At 60.2% G+C, this 17,558-nt stretch carries 15 protein-coding genes; 1 reads left to right on the top strand and 14 read right to left on the bottom strand.

The window, feature by feature from the left end; genetic code table 11:
• Nucleotides 1–8: 8 nt before the first annotated feature.
• From JFT66_RS22540 to JFT66_RS22500, 9 genes are all read right to left on the bottom strand, one after another.
• Nucleotides 9–1,127, bottom strand: a complete 1,119-nt coding sequence (locus JFT66_RS22540) for a carboxylate-amine ligase (RefSeq protein ID WP_034117681.1) — start codon at nucleotides 1,125–1,127, stop codon at nucleotides 9–11.
• A 5-nt stretch (nucleotides 1,128–1,132) separates the two neighbouring features.
• The gene (locus JFT66_RS22535) at nucleotides 1,133–2,077 is read right to left on the bottom strand and encodes a methyltransferase (RefSeq protein WP_153870724.1); all 945 of its coding nucleotides are present in this window, start codon (nucleotides 2,075–2,077) and stop codon (nucleotides 1,133–1,135) included.
• 10 nt (nucleotides 2,078–2,087) lie between these two features.
• Complete coding sequence (locus JFT66_RS22530; RefSeq protein WP_198860186.1) at nucleotides 2,088–3,467, bottom strand: iron-containing redox enzyme family protein; 1,380 nt, start codon at nucleotides 3,465–3,467, stop codon at nucleotides 2,088–2,090.
• Between the two features lie 217 nt (nucleotides 3,468–3,684).
• On the bottom strand, nucleotides 3,685–5,427 hold the full coding sequence (locus JFT66_RS22525; RefSeq protein ID WP_198860185.1) for an ABC transporter substrate-binding protein: 1,743 nt from the start codon (nucleotides 5,425–5,427) through the stop codon (nucleotides 3,685–3,687).
• A gap of 32 nt (nucleotides 5,428–5,459) precedes the next feature.
• On the bottom strand, nucleotides 5,460–5,732 hold the full coding sequence (locus tag JFT66_RS22520) for a DUF2160 domain-containing protein (protein ID WP_014718862.1): 273 nt from the start codon (nucleotides 5,730–5,732) through the stop codon (nucleotides 5,460–5,462).
• 11 nt (nucleotides 5,733–5,743) lie between these two features.
• Entirely contained in the window at nucleotides 5,744–6,544 is an 801-nt protein-coding gene (locus JFT66_RS22515; RefSeq protein WP_198860184.1) for a carbohydrate ABC transporter permease, read from the bottom strand.
• A 10-nt stretch (nucleotides 6,545–6,554) separates the two neighbouring features.
• Nucleotides 6,555–7,421 carry a carbohydrate ABC transporter permease gene (locus JFT66_RS22510; protein ID WP_005789024.1) on the bottom strand — a complete coding sequence of 289 codons (867 nt, stop codon included), beginning with the start codon at nucleotides 7,419–7,421 and terminating at the stop codon, nucleotides 6,555–6,557.
• Complete coding sequence (locus JFT66_RS22505; RefSeq protein ID WP_153839329.1) at nucleotides 7,418–8,515, bottom strand: ABC transporter ATP-binding protein; 1,098 nt, start codon at nucleotides 8,513–8,515, stop codon at nucleotides 7,418–7,420. The genes JFT66_RS22510 and JFT66_RS22505 overlap by 4 nt, the downstream gene beginning before the upstream one ends.
• On the bottom strand, nucleotides 8,515–9,609 hold the full coding sequence (locus tag JFT66_RS22500; protein ID WP_153839328.1) for an ABC transporter ATP-binding protein: 1,095 nt from the start codon (nucleotides 9,607–9,609) through the stop codon (nucleotides 8,515–8,517). Before JFT66_RS22500 ends, JFT66_RS22505 begins: the two co-directional genes overlap by 1 nt.
• 276 nt (nucleotides 9,610–9,885) lie before the next feature.
• Here JFT66_RS22500 and JFT66_RS22495 point away from each other — a divergent pair, with 276 nt between their 5' ends.
• A complete protein-coding gene (locus tag JFT66_RS22495; protein ID WP_198860183.1) occupies nucleotides 9,886–11,712 on the top strand; it encodes a sigma-54-dependent Fis family transcriptional regulator in 1,827 nt (608 codons plus the stop codon).
• A gap of 18 nt (nucleotides 11,713–11,730) precedes the next feature.
• Here the strand turns inward: JFT66_RS22495 and JFT66_RS22490 are convergent, their stop codons facing one another.
• The 5 genes from JFT66_RS22490 to JFT66_RS22470 form a co-directional block, all read right to left on the bottom strand.
• Complete coding sequence (locus JFT66_RS22490) at nucleotides 11,731–13,842, bottom strand: TonB-dependent receptor family protein (RefSeq protein WP_198860182.1); 2,112 nt, start codon at nucleotides 13,840–13,842, stop codon at nucleotides 11,731–11,733.
• Nucleotides 13,843–13,977: 135 nt separating this feature from the next.
• Nucleotides 13,978–14,247, bottom strand: coding sequence for a hypothetical protein (locus JFT66_RS22485; RefSeq protein ID WP_198860181.1), 270 nt, complete (start codon nucleotides 14,245–14,247; stop codon nucleotides 13,978–13,980).
• Nucleotides 14,248–14,452: 205 nt separating this feature from the next.
• Nucleotides 14,453–15,475, bottom strand: a complete 1,023-nt coding sequence (locus JFT66_RS22480) for a sensor histidine kinase (RefSeq protein WP_198860180.1) — start codon at nucleotides 15,473–15,475, stop codon at nucleotides 14,453–14,455.
• A gap of 10 nt (nucleotides 15,476–15,485) precedes the next feature.
• The gene (locus tag JFT66_RS22475) at nucleotides 15,486–16,946 is read right to left on the bottom strand and encodes an ATPase domain-containing protein (protein WP_198860179.1); all 1,461 of its coding nucleotides are present in this window, start codon (nucleotides 16,944–16,946) and stop codon (nucleotides 15,486–15,488) included.
• Complete coding sequence (locus tag JFT66_RS22470) at nucleotides 16,943–17,377, bottom strand: hypothetical protein (RefSeq protein WP_198860178.1); 435 nt, start codon at nucleotides 17,375–17,377, stop codon at nucleotides 16,943–16,945. Before JFT66_RS22470 ends, JFT66_RS22475 begins: the two co-directional genes overlap by 4 nt.
• Between the last annotated feature and the right edge of the window lie 181 nt (nucleotides 17,378–17,558).

The raw sequence follows: 17,558 nt of genomic DNA, 5'->3' as shown, positions 1-17,558 counted from the left end.
GCAGCGCGTCAATGGTCGCCGCGACTCTGGGCCAACAGTTGGTCGACTACGCGGCGCAGGCTACCCAGCTCATCGACACCATCGGCCTGCGCTTGGGCATGCCAGCGCAATTGCTCAGTCGCGCTGTTGCCGCGCCGCAGCAGCGCCTCAAGGGTAGCGAAAAGCTGCGGCTCGCCCATCGCCTCGGCGGTGGCAGCAAACTCCTGGCGGGCGCATTGCAGCCAGTGTTCCGCGCTGCCCATGGCGCCAGTGTCATCCACCGCAAAGTTGCCCGCTGCACCGTAGCGTTTGGCCTGCCAGCGATTTTCCTTGAGCAGCCAGCGCGCTTGGGCGCTGAACCGGGCGCCGGGGCGCTCCAGGGCGCAGGCGTGGGTGACCATCACCCGAAACAACGTGGCGAGGGCTAACGCATCCGCCAGCCGCGGGCAGGCGTCGGTCATGCGCAGTTCAAGGGTTGGGTAACGCGCCGCCGGGCGAATGCCCCACCAGCCGTTGCCATCTGCCTTGATCGCGCCTATGCGCTGCAGCACGGCGAGATAATGCAGGTACTCGCTCCAATCGGCAAAATGTTCCGGCACGCCCATGCGCGGCCACTCATCGCAAGCGGCCTGGCGATAGCTCATGAAGCCGCTGGGCGCGCCATCCCAAAATGGCGAGGAGCAACTGAGCAGTAACAGTAGAGGCAGCCACGGCGACACCTGGTTCATCACGGCGATGCGGTCCAGGGTCTGCGGCACCTGCACATGCACGTGCAGCCCGCACAGCACACTGCGCCGCGCCACGTACTGAATATCGTCGAACAACTGCTGGAAATGCGCCTGGGGGGTTGGCCGCTGCTCGCGCCAATCGGCCAGGGGATGGCTGCCGGCACACACACAGCCGAGGCCGAATTCAGCCAGGGATTTCGCGAGATTGCCGCGCACCGTCGCCAGGTAATCCGCTGCCTCGCCGCTGGTGGTGAACACCGGTGAAGCGGCTTCGATTTGCCCCTGGAACATCTCATACGCGAAGCCGCCGCCGATCGCAGCGCGACAGGCCGCCAGCACTGCCGCCGACGGCTCATTGAGCATCCGGCGGGTGTGCAGGTCGGTGAGCAAATATTCCTCTTCGATACCGAAGGTGAGCATGGACTTCAGCGCAGCCGGGTGACGCAGAGCGCGACCACAGCGATGCGCTCCACACGTTCATAACCCGGTTTGTCGAGTTCCTCACCGAAGACGTCGGGGTCCAGTTCGCGGTACGTCCAGCCATAGGCGTCGTTGCCCAACAGCGGCTTGACCGCCTCCAGGAATGGATCGCCGCCCGCCACCATCGCCACGCCGGTGTAGAGCACCAGGCTACCGCCAAGGGCCAGGCGCCCGAGGGATTCGCTGACGATACGTACCGACAACTGCTCACCCAGCACGCCGCCGCCATGGCGATAGGCGCGCTGGCGGTCATCATTCATATAGGGCGGGTTGGCAACGATCAGGTCAAATTGACCCTCGACGCCGGCCAGTACATCACTGTGATAAACGCTGACGTTACCAAGCCCCGCCAGCTCGGCATTCACCGCGGTCATGCGCAGGGCACGAGGATTGATATCCACCGCCAGCACCTCAGCGTCATGGCGTGCCCGAGCAACTACCAGCGCGCCGACACCGGCACCACAGCCGATATCCACCGCGCGCGTGAGCGGTTCGAAACGCTGTTGCAGATGGGCTTCGATCACCTGGGCAAAACGGTAGCTATCGGGGCCGAAGAACACCGCGTCCGCTTGCACCGTAGGGTATGGCGAATGGGCGAACAGCAGCTCGTCGATGCTCGACCAACGCACCGTACTGCGCCATAACGCCCCGTGCTTTTCGATCACATCGGTTTGCTGCAATTCTTCGCGAAATGCCTCGGGCAACAGGTCGTGGTCGAACGGCATCGACCAGCCGAATACATCGCGAATGTTCCTGGCCAGCGGCGTCGCCAAGCGTCGGTAAACGCGCTCATGGGTCAAGGGCGTCGGCGTGATAAAGCGGTAACCACTCTCCTTCAACCCCCGGCCCAGGTTCAACAAGGCACGATCAGCGAGCTGTTGTGCAGACATGACGAATTCCTTAGCGCAGACGCGCGCGCAATTGGATAAAGCGGCGGGTCGCGTACAACCCTGCGGGCGTGCAGTGACGGCGCGCCGACATCCACGGGATCAGCGCATTGAGCTGCTGCTCATCGGGCAGGCTACACAGCGAATCCACCAGGGCCTGGGTATCGGGGTCTGCCGGGCGATGCTGTTCGCGAGAAAATCGGCTGCCGCGTCCTGGCCGTACGGGCGGCACGCGTTCGCTGCTGGTCCAGTCACCGGCGATCCAATCATGCAGCAATTGTTTTTCGTAGCCGCTGAACACGCCGAACATCGCTGCGCCCGCGCCCTCGATCAACTGCCAGAAACGGCTGTCGGCGGGGTCTTGGTTGTGTTTGATCCAGCCCTTGTCTTCCAGGGCCTTGAGGAAATCGCCGATCTGTCCCGGCTTGGCCAGCCATTGGTTGACGGTCTGGCCTTCGAAGCGGCAATAGTCCGAATGCATGTGCTGGCCGAAGGTGCGTTTGCGTTCAAGCATCGCCACCACTTCGCCATGCAGGTTGAACTGTTGGATGACAGCCGTGGTGCCCGGGCCAAGATCATTCAGGCGATACCCTTCGGCCACGCGGCGGTAGAAATCCGCCCTGCCCTCGCCCAGTGGCAACAGGCTCAGCACCGATTGCGCCGCCTTGCACGCGTGGCCGCTGCTGGCGTTATCGATGGTGACGTGCAAGGTGAAGTAATAAGGGTCGATACCCAGCTCGCTCAGCTCGTAGGCGGTAATCAACAGGTGCAGGGGCAACTGCTCGTAGCCGAGGTTGAAGCCAATGATCTCCGGTAGGAATTCTTCGGCGCACAAGCCCAGCGCCAATTGCAGTGCGCCTTGTTGGTAATGCTCATCCTTTATGCCGGCTTCGCTGTCGGCATCGTGCTCGCTGAGTAATTTGCGGTAGATCACCACGTGGTTCTGCGCGGCTTCGCCGTCACCCAACTCTTCCAGATAGGTCGTGAGCAGGCCATCGAAACGCGGGTCATGCCAGTAACGCAGCAAGCCGTTGAGCCAAGCGCCGTCGACCTGCTTGGTCGGCGCCACGCGTTGCAAAAAATACAACGCATGGGCCTTGTTCTGGAAATACTGCCGTGGCTGGCCTTGCTGGCGTTGCTCAAGGTAATCGGCATAGGCCTGGGCCACCTCCGCGCATCGCTGTTCGACCCAGGCCGGCAATTGCTCGGGCAGGTCGGGCAATTCACAGGCAGCCTCGCGAACCTGGGCCAATTGCGCTTGCAGGAAGTTACGCGCGGCTTCTTCAGCGCCATGGCCTTCACCATAGAGCTGTTGATAAAGCCCCTGATAGGGGCCGTGAGCCGATGGAGTGATGGAGGCCGGCTGGCCCGACAGCGCTGTAAGAAGCGTCATGATGGCAGTTTCCGCAAAGTCCGATATACCAGGCCTGCCCACAAGGCGGCCCGCAAGAGCGCTCAACAGCGTGCGCTTCTAAAATGCAGAGCATTGGGATGTGCGAAAAATTCAAATGAGGTTGGGTTGGGGTGGATAAGCGGTCATTGACGGCACAACGCAGGTCCAAATGTGGGAGGGGGCTTGCCCCCTCCCACATTCACCACATCCCGCTGAACTATTTACGCGCCGCCTCCCACTGCTTGAGCAGGTCGTTGTAGTTCACGGTTTCGCCTTTAGGTTTCTCGTTGGCCAGTTTCGGCTTCGGCGCACCCGGCTGATCGAACCAGTATTGGGCGTCACGCTCGGGGTTCATCTTAGGCCCGCACACCGGTTGCACCTTGGAGCGTTCCAGGCGCGTCATGATCGCGTCCTGCTCTTTGGCCAGGTTGTCCAACGCCTGTTGCGGGGTTTTCTCGCCGCTGGCGGCGGCGGCGATGTTGCTCCACCACAGCTGCGCCAAGCGTGGGTAGTCCGGCACGTTGGTGCCGGTCGGCGACCACTCGGTGCGAGCCGGGCTGCGGTAGAACTCCACCAGGCCACCGAGCTTGGGGGCCATGTCGGTCATGGCCTGGGAGTTGATATCGGACTCACGAATCGGCGTCAGGCCAACGATGGTTTTCTTCAAAGACACGGTTTTCGAGGTGACGAACTGCGCGTAGAGCCACGCCGCAAGTTTCTGCTTCTCGGGCGTGGACTTGAGGAAGGTCCAGGAACCTACATCCTGATAACCCTTCTTCATGCCCTTTTCCCAGTAAGGCCCGACGGGTGACGGCGCCATGCGCCATTTGGGCGTACCGTCGGCATTCACCACCGGCAAGCCCGGCTTGACCATGTCAGCGGTAAATGCGGTGTACCAGAAGATCTGCTGGGCGATGTTGCCCTGGGACGGCACCGGGCCGGATTCGGAGAAGGTCATGCCGGCCGCTTCAGGTGGCGCGTAGGCTTTCATCCAGTCCACGTATTTCTGCGTGGCGAACACCGCGGCCGGGCCGTTGGTATCGCCACCGCGGGTCACGCTGGAGCCCACCGGGTGGCAGTCCTCTACACGAATGCCCCACTCGTCCACCGGCAAACCGTTGGGCAAGCCCTTGTCGCCGCCGCCGGCCATGGAGAACCAGGCATCGGTGAAGCGCCAGCCCAGGGACGGGTCTTTCTTGCCGTAGTCCATGTGCCCATAGATGCGCTTGCCATCGATTTCCTTGACGTCTTCGCTGAAGAACTTGGCGATGTCTTCATAAGCCGACCAGTTCACCGGTACGCCGAGGTCGTAGCCGTATTTTTCCTTGAACTTGGCTTTCAGCTCCGGGCGTTCGAACCAGTCGGCGCGGAACCAGTAGAGGTTGGCGAACTGCTGGTCGGGCAACTGGTAGACCTTACCGTCGGGGGCGGTAGTGAAGGACAGGCCGATAAAGTCCTTGAGGTCCAGGGTTGGCGAGGTGAAGTCCTTGCCTTCGTTGGCCATCAGGTCGGTGATGGATTCAGTCTTGCCATAGCGAAAGTGCGTACCGATCAAGTCGGAATCGTTGACCCAGCCGTCGTAGATATTCTTGTCAGACTGCATCTGGGTTTGCAGCTTCTCCACCACGTCGCCTTCCTGCAGCAGGTCGTGGGTCAGCTTGATCCCGGTGATTTCACTGAAAGCCTTGGCCAGTACCTTGGATTCGTACTCGTGGGTGGTGAGGGTTTCCGACACCACGTTAATCTTCATCCCACGGAACGGTTCCGACGCCTTGATAAACCACTTCAACTCCTCGAGCTGTTGGGCTTCGGTAAGGGTGGAAGGCTTGAACTCGCTGCCGATCCATTTTTTCGCGGCATCTTCGTACGCATCAGCCCAGGCCGAAGCGCTCAAACCGCTGAGGGCCAGTACGGCGGCCAATGAAATGCTATGTCGCAGCTTATTGTTCTTATTCAACATAGAGACCTCCTGGTTGTTTATTCATAAGGGCACTAGCCCCAACGCATCACACTCAACAGCCATACCAGGGAGAGCGCGGACGCCACCCAGATGCTCCAGTCGGTAACGCCGATCACCAGCAAATGCAGGTAGGCGCTGCCGAGAAGACCGATAAACAAGCGATCACCACGGGTGGTGCTGATCGGCAGCAACCCGCGCCGGGGGATGCTCGGCGAACGCAGTTCCCAGGTGGTCATACCCGCCAGGATCAGGGCGATGCCGCCAAAGAACAGCGCGGTGGGGGTGGTCCAGGCCATCCATTCCATCATTGATTCCTCTAGACCCGGCCGAGGGCAAAGCCCTTGGCCACGTGGTTACGAACAAACCAGATCACCAGCATGCCCGGCAGGATGGTCAACACCCCCGCCGCTGCCAGCACGCCCCAGTCAATGCCAGAGGCCGAGACCGTGCGCGTCATCACCGCCGCGATGGGCTTGGCGTTGACCGAGGTCAGCGTGCGCGCCAGCAGCAGTTCGACCCAGGAAAACATAAAGCAGAAAAACGCCGTGACGCCGATGCCGGAGCCGATCAATGGGATAAAAATCTTCACAAAGAACTTGGGGAAACTATAGCCGTCGATGTAGGCGGTTTCGTCGATTTCCTTGGGCACACCGGACATGAAGCCTTCGAGGATCCACACCGCCAACGGCACGTTGAACAAACAATGGGCCAGGGCCACGGCGATGTGCGTATCGAACAGGCCAATGGATGAATACAGCTGGAAAAACGGCAGCAAAAACACTGCCGGGGGCGCCATTCGGTTGGTCAGCAGCCAGAAGAACAGGTGCTTGTCACCCAGGAAGCGGTAGCGCGAGAACGCATAGGCCGCCGGCAGCGCCACGCTCAGGGAGATCACCGTGTTCAGGCTCACGTAATACAACGAGTTGAGGTAGCCGGTGTACCAGCTCGGGTCAGTGAAGATCACCTTGTAGTTGGCCAAGGTGAAATCCTGGGGAAACAGGGTCAGACCGCCGAGGATTTCGATGTTGCTCTTGAAGGACATGTTCAGCAGCCAGTAGATCGGTACCAGCAGGAACAGGATATAAATCAGTAACGGAATAAGCTTGCGCTTGCTCATGTTGGCGGCCTCAGCGGTTGGCGTCGGAATGGGTCATGGCGGTGTAGAACAGCCAGGACACCAACAGGATGATCAGGAAGTACACCAGGGAAAACGCCGCCGCCGGGCCCAGGTCGAATTGGCCTACGGCCATCTGGGTCAGCGTCTGGCTCAAGAAGGTGGTGGCGTTACCCGGCCCGCCACCGGTGAGCACGAAGGGCTCGGTGTAGATCATGAAGCTGTCCATGAACCGCAGCATCACCGCGATCAGCAGCACGCTTTTCATCTTCGGCAACTGGATATGTCGGAACACTGCCCAGGCCGATGCGCGATCAATCCGCGCGGCCTGGTAGTACACGTCCGGAATGGCGCGCAAGCCGGAATAGCACAGCAGCGCCACCAATGAGGTCCAGTGCCACACGTCCATCACCAGCACGGTGACCCAGGCGTCCATGGTGTTGGCCGCATAGTTGTAGCTGATGCCCATGGCGTTGAGGGTCGAACCCAGCAGGCCGATGTCGGCACGACCAAAAATCTGCCAGATGGTGCCGACCACGTTCCACGGAATCAGCAGCGGAATGGCGAGGATAATCAGCACCAGCGAGGACCAGCGGCCCTTCGTGGGCATGGTCAAGGCGATGGCGATACCCAGCGGAATTTCAATCAGCAAGACACAGGCCGAATAGATGAACTGGCGCAGCAAGGAGTCGTGCAGGCGAGGATCGAGCAGCACTTGCTTGTACCAGTCGGCGCCGACGAAGTAGCGGCTGGACTGGTCGAAAATGTCCTGCACCGAGTAGTTGACCACGGTCATCATCGGGATCACCGCACTGAACGCCACCAGCAGGAACACCGGCAACACCAGCCACCAGGCCTTGTTGTTCTGCACCTTGTTCATGGCGCCACCTCCAGCAGGTAATCGTCGGCGTACAGCATCAGCCATTGCGCGGGGAAGCTGATCGACGCCCTGCCCTGCGGCACCGGCTTGTCTTCAGCCAGGCGCACCTTGAGCGTGGCGCCGTCGAGGTTGAGGGTCATGATCTTGTAGGTACCGAGGTCTTCCACATGCACGACATCCGCTTGCAGAGCGTCAGGGTTGTACTCGTCCCACACATGGATAAATTCCGGGCGGATGCCGACCTGGAGTTTTTTGCAGTCGGTTGCATGGATACGTTGCTGCAACGCCTCGGACAACGGCAGCAGCGTGTTGGCAAACCCTACGCCGCCGGGTTTGGCCTGCACTTCGATCAGATTCATCCCAGGGCTGCCGATGAAATAGCCGACAAAGGTGTGGCTTGGCCGCTCGAACAATTCACGTGGTGTGCCGAACTGCACGATCTGCCCGCCGTACATCACCGCAATCTTGTCGGCGAACGTGGAGGCTTCCAGTTGATCGTGGGTGACGTAGACCATGGTGATATTGAATTGCTCGTGGATCTGCTTGAGCTTGCGCCGCAGCTTCCATTTCAGGTGCGGGTCGATCACCGTCAGCGGCTCGTCGAACAGGATCGCCGAGACGTCGTCGCGCACCAGGCCACGGCCCATGGAGACTTTCTGTTTTTCGTCGGCGGTGAGGTTGCGGGCTTTTTTGCTCAGCAGGTTTTGCAGGTCGAGGACTTCGGCGATTTCCTGCACCTTGCTGTGAATTTTCGCCTCGGCCATACCCTGGTTTCGCAGCGGGAAGGCCAGGTTGTCGAACACTGTCATGGTGTCGTACACCACCGGGAACTGGAACACCTGGGCGATGTTGCGTTTCTCCGGGGTGAGGTCGTTGACCACCTGGGTATCAAACAACACCTGGCCTTCGGAGGGGCTGAGCAGGCCGGAAATGATATTGAGCAGCGTGGACTTGCCGCAGCCCGACGGCCCGAGCAAGGCGTAGGCACCGCCCTGCTCCCATACATGGTTCATTTCCCTGATGGCGTAGTCCTCAGGCCCAGTGGGCGTAGGGCTGTAGCTATGGGCCAGGTTGCGCAAGTGGATCTCGGCCATCAGGCAACCCTCGCGACACGGCGCCCGGGGGCCTGGACCAAACGGCCCTGGCCATCGAACACAAACAGTTTATGGGTGGGGATATACACGCGGATCGGCGCGTCGACGTCGTACTCATGCACCCCCGGCAGGTGCAGTACCAGCAGGAAATGTTCGCTGCGCACATGCAGGAAGGTTTCCGAACCGCTGATCTCGGCGACTTCCACGGTTACCGCCAGCTCCAGGTCATCGTCGTTGCTTGGCACCAGGCTGATATGGCTGGGGCGCACGCCAAAGCGGAATTCGCCTTCGCCGATGGGACGCAGGTCGACGTTGAGCGGGAAATGTACACAGTTGGCGAAGCTCACTTCATTACCGCTGATACGCCCTGGCATCAGGTTGATCGGCGGCTCGGAGAACAGCTCAGCGGCGAGCACGGTTTGCGGTTGGTGATAGACCTCGGCGGCCTTGCCGCTCTGGATCACCCGGCCTTCGTGAAGAATGGTGGTGGTGCCACCCAGGGCCAGCGCTTCATTGGGCTCGGTGGTGGCGTAAATGGCGATGGTGTGGCGCGCCTTGAACAGTTCGCGCATTTCCTGACGCAGTTCTTCGCGCAATTTGTAGTCCAGGTTGACCAGCGGCTCATCGAACAGGATCAGTTCGGCATCCTTCACCAAGGCACGGGCCATGGCAGTCCGTTGCTGCTGGCCACCGGACAGTTCCAGTGGATGGCGCTGCAGGAATTTCTCGATGCGCAGCATCTTGGCGGTTTCCAGTACCTTGCTCTGGATCAGCTCATTGGATACACCGGCCTGGCGCAACGGCGAGGCGATGTTTTCGAACACGGTCATGGTCGGGTAGTTGATGAACTGCTGGTAGACCATCGACACGTTGCGCAGGCGCACCGGTTTTTGCGTGACATCCACACCGTTCATCAGGATGCGCCCGCTGTCAGGCTTGTCCAGGCCGGCCATCAGGCGCATCAGGCTGGTCTTGCCGGACAGGGTGCGGCCGAGCAAGACGTTGAAGGAGCCGGCTTCGAAACGCAGGTTGGCATCGTCGATCCAGGTTTGGCCGTCGACAACGCGGGAGACATGTTCCAGGGTCAATGACATGACACGCCCTTTTTATTATTGGAGTGAATCTGGCCAGGTGTCAGAGCGAGTTTCGTGCCAAAAACGCAAGCGCTTGATGCGCAAGGAAATGGGTTAATCGTGATGTTCAGGCGTGAACAATCTGGCTGAACAACTGAACACTGTCGGGGTTGACAATGAACAGTTCTGAACAACACTCTCATGACCAACACAGGATAAAAATGTGGGAGGGGGCTTGAACCCATTCCAATAGTTGAATTGTGCACGCCCGATAACAATAAAAACGAAGGTCGCACCATGGCCGAACCACTGGCTCACGACACCCTTATCCAGGATTCCTGGCGCCGTTGCCGCGCCTTTGGCCTGGATCACCAGAGCGCCCCCAGCTTTGACCAGTTGCCCGCCGAAGGCATTCGCCAACTGCTGGAAAGCCAACACTCACTGGTGCAGACCACCCAGCAGGAAGTGCTGCCCTACTATGAAAACATCCTCAGCAATTCCAACTGCCTGATCATGCTGGCCGACAATCAGGGTCAGGTCCTGACTTCGTGGGGCACCCAGCGGTTTATCGAACCCGGGCTGGCCCGCGGTTTCAGCCCCGGCGCCAGCTGGATGGAACGTTCCAGCGGCACCAACGCCATCGGCACCGCGCTGGCCTGTGCTCAGGCCGTGCATATTGAACACGACGAACACTTCCTCAAGGCCAACCGCTTCATGACCGGCTCAGCAGCGCCTATCTTCGATGCCCAGCGCGAAATCATCGCCGTGCTGGACGTGTCCAGCGACAGCTACCTGCCGCCCTCCCACACCCTCGGCATGGTGAAGATGATGAGCCAGACCGTGGAAAACCGGCTGATCCTCAACCTGTTTCGCGGCGAACACTTTCAACTGACGTTCAACACCGGCTTGAGCAACCTCGACAGCCAGTGGGCCGGCCTGCTGATCTTTGATGAAACCGGCCAGGTGCTGTCGGCCAACCGGCGTGCGGATAACCTGCTGGGCATCAGCCTGTCGCGGGTGATGATCGACCGTTTGTTCAAGGTGTCGTTGCTGGAGTTGCTCAACCAGCCGGAAGGCTTGCCGTTCTCGTTGCAGGCGGCAGGACGCAACCGGTTCCAGTGCCTGTTGAAACGGCCCAAACAGATGCCGGTGCAAGCGCGGGTGTTCAATGAACCGACGCCGGCGCCGGCGCCAACGCCGACCTCGCTCAACCTCAAGACCCTGCATTTTGGCGATGCGCGCGTGGAGAAAGCCGTGCGCCAAGCCGAGCGCCTGCTGGAAAAAGACATTCCATTGCTGATCCATGGCGAGACTGGCGTGGGCAAAGAGGTGTTCGTCAAAGCCCTGCATCAGGCCAGCTCCCGCAGCCGACAGGCTTTTATCGCGGTGAACTGCGCGGCAATTCCCGCTGAGCTGGTGGAATCGGAACTGTTCGGCTACGAAAAAGGCGCCTTCACCGGCGCCAATCAGAAAGGCAGCATCGGCCTGATCCGCAAGGCTGACAAGGGCACGCTGTTTCTCGACGAGATCGGCGATATGCCACTACCGACCCAGGCCCGCCTGTTGCGCGTGTTGCAAGAGCGTTGCGTGCAGCCAGTGGGCAGCAGTGAGGTGTTCCCGGTGGACTTGCGCATCATCTCGGCGACCAACCGGGCGCTGCGGGAGTTGGTGCAGGCCGGGCGCTTTCGTGAGGATTTGTACTACCGCATCGGCGGCCTGACCCTGGAGCTACCGCCGTTGCGCGAGCGCACCGACAAACAGGCGTTGTTCCAGCAACTGTGGCAGCAACATCGTGAGCCGACCCAGTGGGCCGGGCTGAGTGCCGAGGTGCTGGCGTTGTTCGAACAGCACCCGTGGCCGGGGAATTTGCGCCAGGTGAGCAGCGTGTTGCAGGTAGCGTTGGCGATGGCCGAAGAGCAGCCGATTCGCGCGGAACATCTGCCCGATGATTTTTTTGTGGATTTGAATGCGGTGGCGCCGCCATGCGGCCCGGATCGCCTGGATGAAAGCCTCGACCTGAGCCAACGCCTGCAAGCCGTCGGCGGGAATATTTCCCTCTTGGCGCGGGAGCTGGGGGTGAGCCGCAACACCCTGTACAAGCGCCTGCGCCAGCAGGAAGGCTGATCTAGCGCGGAATGCCCATCAACGCCAGCTCCACGACACGCCGGTGTAGATGCCACGTCCATCTGCGGGGGTGGAGCGTGCCGCATCCATGCCTTTGTCGTCGTAACCCGGTGTCACGGTGTTGGCGTAGCGACGGTTAGTGAGGTTGCGCAGGTCGACCCAGGCTTGCCAGTCCTGTTTGGGTGCGTCGTAGCCGAACGTGGCGCCGAGGGTGGTGTAGGCCGCAGCGTAGTAGGAATTGGCGTAGTCCACCGCGATCCGCGAGGCGTGCTCGGTGTTGAGGCTGGTGTAGAAACCCGTCGGATGGCTGTAGCGCACTTGCGCCTGGTAGTAGTGCTTGGGAATGCCAGGCAAGGTGTTGCCACCGAAACGGTCGTCGTTGCGGTAGTGGAAGTCGCTGAAGGTATAGGCCTGGCGCAGGTCGAGCCTACCGCTGCGGCCGCCGTCCCATAGAGGGCTGAGCAGGCTCAGTTCCACGCCTTGGTGCACGGTGGGGCTGGCATTGGATTCGGCGATGATGGCGCTGCTGTTGGCGGTCTGGGCCTGGGTTTCTACGGAGAGCAGCTCGTGGCGTACTTCGGAGCGGTAGAGTGCCAGGTCCCACTGGCCGAGCCAGGCTTCACCGCGTCCGCCGATTTCCAGGGTGGTGGCGGTCTGGTTCTTCAGACTGACGCCTTCGCGTGCCAACCCATTCGCAGGCCCAGCTGTAAAGTACTTGTTGGAGCCCCAGATCATCGACCAGGCGTGCGGCGGCTCTACCGAGCGGCTCAGGTTGGTGTATAGCTGCAATTGCGCGGTGAAGTCGTAGCGCAGGCCGATGCGCGGTGCGTAGTCCCAGTCATGTTGACTGACCGGTGCCTGGCCGTCGGGGTAAGTTACCTGGGTTTCACGGCGGGTGTAGATCGCAGCGAGGCCGGTGGTCAGCCACAGGTCCTCTACCAGTTCCAGCTCGTTGCCTACATGCAGCACGGTGTCGGAACCCAGGTAGCTGTAATCACGGGTTTTGGTGCCGGGGGCATAGGTGGCGGTATTGCCAGCGGGGGTGCGTACGTATTCCGAGGCGCCATTGTTCGGCATCGCCTGGGTGGTGCGCAGGCCGACGGTGGTTTTGCTGGCATGGCCGAACAGGCTGTCCTGGCGGATGTAGTTCAGGGTGCCGCTGATATCGGTGTAGGCGACTTTCAGGCGATTGGTGCCTTCGCGCAGGTCCATGGGGTAGTCGTGATAGGCCAGCCCGACCTCGACCCTTGAGGCGTCATCCAGTTGCAAGGTGGTCTTGTTGGCAATCCAGGTAGAGCCCGGTTGCAGGCGTTTTGAATCGCGGGCAGCGTTGAGGCTGTTGGCGGCACGCGGGTCATGGCTGATCTGGTAGCGCGTGAGCTTGCCGGGGGAATCGTTGGTGGTTTCGCGGTAACGCAAGTAGAAGCGCGTTTCCAGGTCCGGGTTGAAACGGTAGCCGAAGTTGGCGGCGATGCCCTTGCCGGTGCCGGCGCTTTGATGCTGATAGCCGTCGGAGGCCGAATCCGTGAGGCTGATGTAGTAGTCGGCATCCCCCAGCACCTGGCCCGAACTGATTTCGCGCTGGGTATAGCCGCGGCTACCGGCCTCGTAGCGTACTTGCAGCTTGGGCGCATCGTAGCCGGTGCGGGTGACGTAATTGACCGAGCCGCCCAAGGCCAACGCGCCCTGATCGAAGCCATTGGCGCCGCGCAGCACTTCCACCCGGCTCTGCCACAGCGGGTCCTTGAGTTCATAGGGCGTGCCGCCCGGGCCGGTAAGCGGCAGGCCGTCGAACATTTCGTACAAGCCGGAGGCATGGGCACCGGGGCTGCGGTTCAGGCCCGAGCCGCGAATGGACAATTTCACCCCTTCATTATTCGCCGCCTTGGCATACACCCCGGCCTGGTACTTGAAGACATCCTCGTTACTGCTGACCCGCCCCTGTTGCACGCTGTTCATATCGATGAAGTTGGTGCCGCCGGGCACGCTTTGGAGCTGAGCCTGGGCGATTTCGCCGGCGCTGGCCTCAGTGGTGGTGACTTCGACCGGCGCCAATTGCAGGCCTTCGGCCTGTACCAACGAGCTGAAGGCCAGGGCGGCAAAAAGGAACGGGGGTTGGCGCAGCAGCATTGGGGCAGGTCCTTGGAATTCGGGAACGTGACAGGCCTGGCCCACCACGCGAACAGTGATGGGAAGGCAGGCACGCCCGTCAGGTCACGCCTTATTGACGGACCAGGACGCTTGCAAAACAGTATCGAACCCGATTTAGCCGTCCGCCGCTGCCAACGCCCGCATCAGATCATCCGCCTCCGACCCTGCCGGAAAGCGGAAACCGTACATTTCGTCGGTGGCCAGGATATCGTTCAAGGCATCGCGCAACTGGCTTTGCGAAGGCGAGTCGCGCAGCAGCTTGTGCGCCGCCAACAGCAATTCGGCAGAGACGCCCTGTACAGTCGCGGCGTCGATCACCGCAAAGAGGATAAACCGCAAACGGATTTCGCGATCCGTGGGCCAAACCGTTTTTCGTTTACCCAAGGTAGGGCCTCGTGTTTAAGAAAAATCCGAGGCTATTGCCCGCAGGGAAGCGTTTCAAGCACTGGGAGGCAAGATAGGCCGCTTCCTACAGAGGAAAGGGAAACACCGCACCGATTGGTCTATTTATGCGCGTTGCCGAGTCGCGTGCCAGCGCATCAGCGCACCGACTCCGCGGTAATTGTCGGTTCTATCATCCAATAAACATTTAATGGATCAAGGGCAACGTTACCCTAAACTCGCTTCCCTTCCCGGCCCCCTGGCTTGTACCGGTCACTGTGCCGCCGTGGGCTGCGATCAACTCACGCACGACCGTCAGACCAATGCCCAGGCCTGCCCCATTGAAACCAACCGCGTGAACATCCTGCACAAAGGGGTCAAAGATGAACGGTAGCGCGTCGGCCGTTATACCGATACCGGTATCGCAGATTCGAATGTGAAGTTGATCGGCGTCGGCGGTGACCGTAAAGGTGACTGCGCCATCCACCGGCGTGTACTTGGCTGCGTTGCCTAGAAGATTGCCGAGAATTTGAGTGAGGCGTGCCGAATCGCCATAGACCATCAACGCACGCTCTGGCAATTGCGCGCTGAAATGTAAGTGGTGAGCGACCATCACCGGGGTGCAGGTTTCTATTGCCTCAAGGATGATCTGAGCCAGATCGACACGCTGGCAATCAAGATGAAACTTGCCCGTGCTGGCGCGGGCAATGTCGAGCAAGTCTTCAACCAGCCGCGACATCTGCTTCACCTGCCCCTCTATCAGCATCTGCATGCGCGGCAACTCTTCGCTCGGCACTCGTACCAACCTGCCAGCAATCAGACTAATGGGCGTGAGAGGGTTTCGCAGTTCGTGGGCCACCAGGTTGAGGAAGTTGCGTTGCTGCTTCAGCGCATCCTCCGCCGCAACCTGCAGGTCTTGTGCACTAAGCGCGGCTATGACCAATTGCTCATTGGCCTCGCGCATCTCAAGGTACATTTGCTGCTCGGCCTGAGCGATCTTCGGATTTTCAGCCTCCGACTGCGCCGAAAGAATGGCGAGCACCAACTGCTGGTTGGCTTCAATCAGTTGCTCGACCTGCAAATTATCGAGGAGTTGGCTATGGGCTTGGTTAAGCTCCTTGTGCACCGATGCGAGCACCGCACGCGCTGCGACCGTTTTCTGGCCGAGAAGGAACAGCTCGCGTGCTGCGGTGGCAATCGCTTGCTTATTCTTGCCGTCAGCCTCACTCATGATATTTCGCTCATCCCTGGAATGTGACCGTACGCTGTTGGGTAGGTCGTCCCCCTAGCAACCCCTCTTTATCCGGCAACCTCTCTCCGATCTGCACGCCGTCATCGTCGATGCGGTACAGCCGCAGTTCGTCGGAGTGAGCGCTAGCCCGCACCTTGACCACCGCCATGATCCGCAGCAAACGGCTCTCCACTTCAATATAGCGCTGGACGATAATTGCGTCGGTGAGAAATGCCGTACCGTAAGGACTGAAGCGCAGATCGGTGTAGCGGTCCTCCAGCTCGGACGTCATCAACACGCTAACCCCTGCGCTGGTAAGGGCGGTAACCATGCGCGACAACGACTCACGGAAGTCTTCGCGGAAGGTCGGCGCGAGCGCCAGTTCGAAGCCTGACAGCGAATCGATCACCACGCGGGTGGCGTTCAGCCGGGTGATCTCGCTCAACAGCAACTGGACGATTTCATCGATGGACAAGTCCGGCGCACGGCTATCGACCAAACCGACCTTACCGCCCTGAATCAAACCCGCGAGGATGGCGTTCTGAGAGCGATTGGGGCGCTGTTCAAATACCGCTATCACCCCGGTCTCGCCATTGCGAGCGCCCTCGGCGAGGAACGTCGCAGCGAGAATGCTTTTGCCCGAACCCGATGGGCCGGCCACCAGTAGGGAGTAGCCACGGGGCAAGCCGCCGCCGAGCATCTCGTCGAGTTGTGGCACACCCATTTTCAGGCGCTGCATCGCAGACCTAGGGGGTGGTTCAACCGGATTGAGTGGCGCCGGCGCAAACACCCGGATGCCCGAGGTGGCGATGCGAAAGGTATGCAGCCCCGGTAACGTCGGCTGGCCGCGCATCTTCATGATTTCCATCTTGCGCACCATGGAGTTGCGCTGAACGCTCTGGCGCAGCCAGATCAGGCCATCGGCCACAGTGAAAATCGGATTGGTGTCGGTTTCGCTGAAGTATTCGCCAATCAGGAAGGTGGTTGCCTGCCAAGTGGTCATCAACATGCCCAACTGCTGAACGAACTGCGGCAAGTTATTGTTGGGGTTGTCCTGTGTCTGGCTCGCCAGCACCACTGAACGGAACGAGTCGACAAACACCAGCGCCGGAGAGTGGGCCTCAACCTCAGCAACGATACGGCGTAACACTTCATCCAAATCCCCAGCCAGGGTGTCAGTGGCCAGGTTGATGTAGCGGATCGACTGATTGATGGCTTCACTGTCAAAAAAGTCGAATTGCTGTTGGTAGCGCAGCATTTTCAACGGCGGCTCGCCGAGCACGGTGAAAAACAGTGCCGGGCGCTCGGGTGTCGCCAAGGCAAACATCATTTGATGCGCCAGGGTGGTTTTGCCACAGCCAGGCGGGCCGGCGATAAGGTTGAACGAAAACTCCGGCAATCCCCCGCCCAGCACCTCGTCCAGCCCTGGAACTCCGGTGGCCAGGCGATTGATAGTCACTTTGGTGTTCATGGCGAATTTTCCTGCGCAGATGTGTCGCTCAAAGAAGGTGTCCACACGTCGCGAAGTAAGCGTGCGGTGAGCGAGGGCCCGATCAGCGTAGTGAGCAGTTCGTAAAAGGTGGTCAGCATCACTTCACCAAACAACAAGGCGTCTGCTTCGCTTTCTGTAACAAGTACAGAATCAAGCGCTTTCAGATCCAGCGAGGTTTGCACGCGTTCAGACAGGTGGGCCACGCGCGGGTGCCGGGTAGCGCACAGATGAAGGCTGCGTCGATAAAGCGCGGTTACCCCCTGCTGACCAATGATGGGGGTAAGGGCTGCGTCAATAGCCTGCAAGGTCGAGACAATCGCTTGCGCGATCCTTGCAGTATCAGCATTAGGGCCAACCCGTTGCGCCAGAGACGCTACGATCTGGCGGCTCTCTTCGTTTAGCGCGGACATGGCTAACTAATTTCTGATGGGCAGAATTTGATAGTACACCCTATGGCGAGTCGTAGAGACTCAATCGTTAGAGCGCGGCGGTAATTTGATTTTATCCGTTGCAGAAGTGTCGATAGCTCCAGCACAGAAATGGCGTTAGCATCCTACACATTCGGTTTAACCGCGTGTTTTTTCAGATCAG

The sequence above is a fragment of the Pseudomonas sp. MF6755 genome (assembly GCF_016405635.1).
Classification (GTDB): Bacteria; Pseudomonadota; Gammaproteobacteria; order Pseudomonadales; family Pseudomonadaceae; genus Aquipseudomonas; species Aquipseudomonas haemolytica.
The sequence above is the reverse complement of the archived record's forward strand: the minus strand, read 5'-3'. Positions and strand labels throughout refer to the sequence as shown.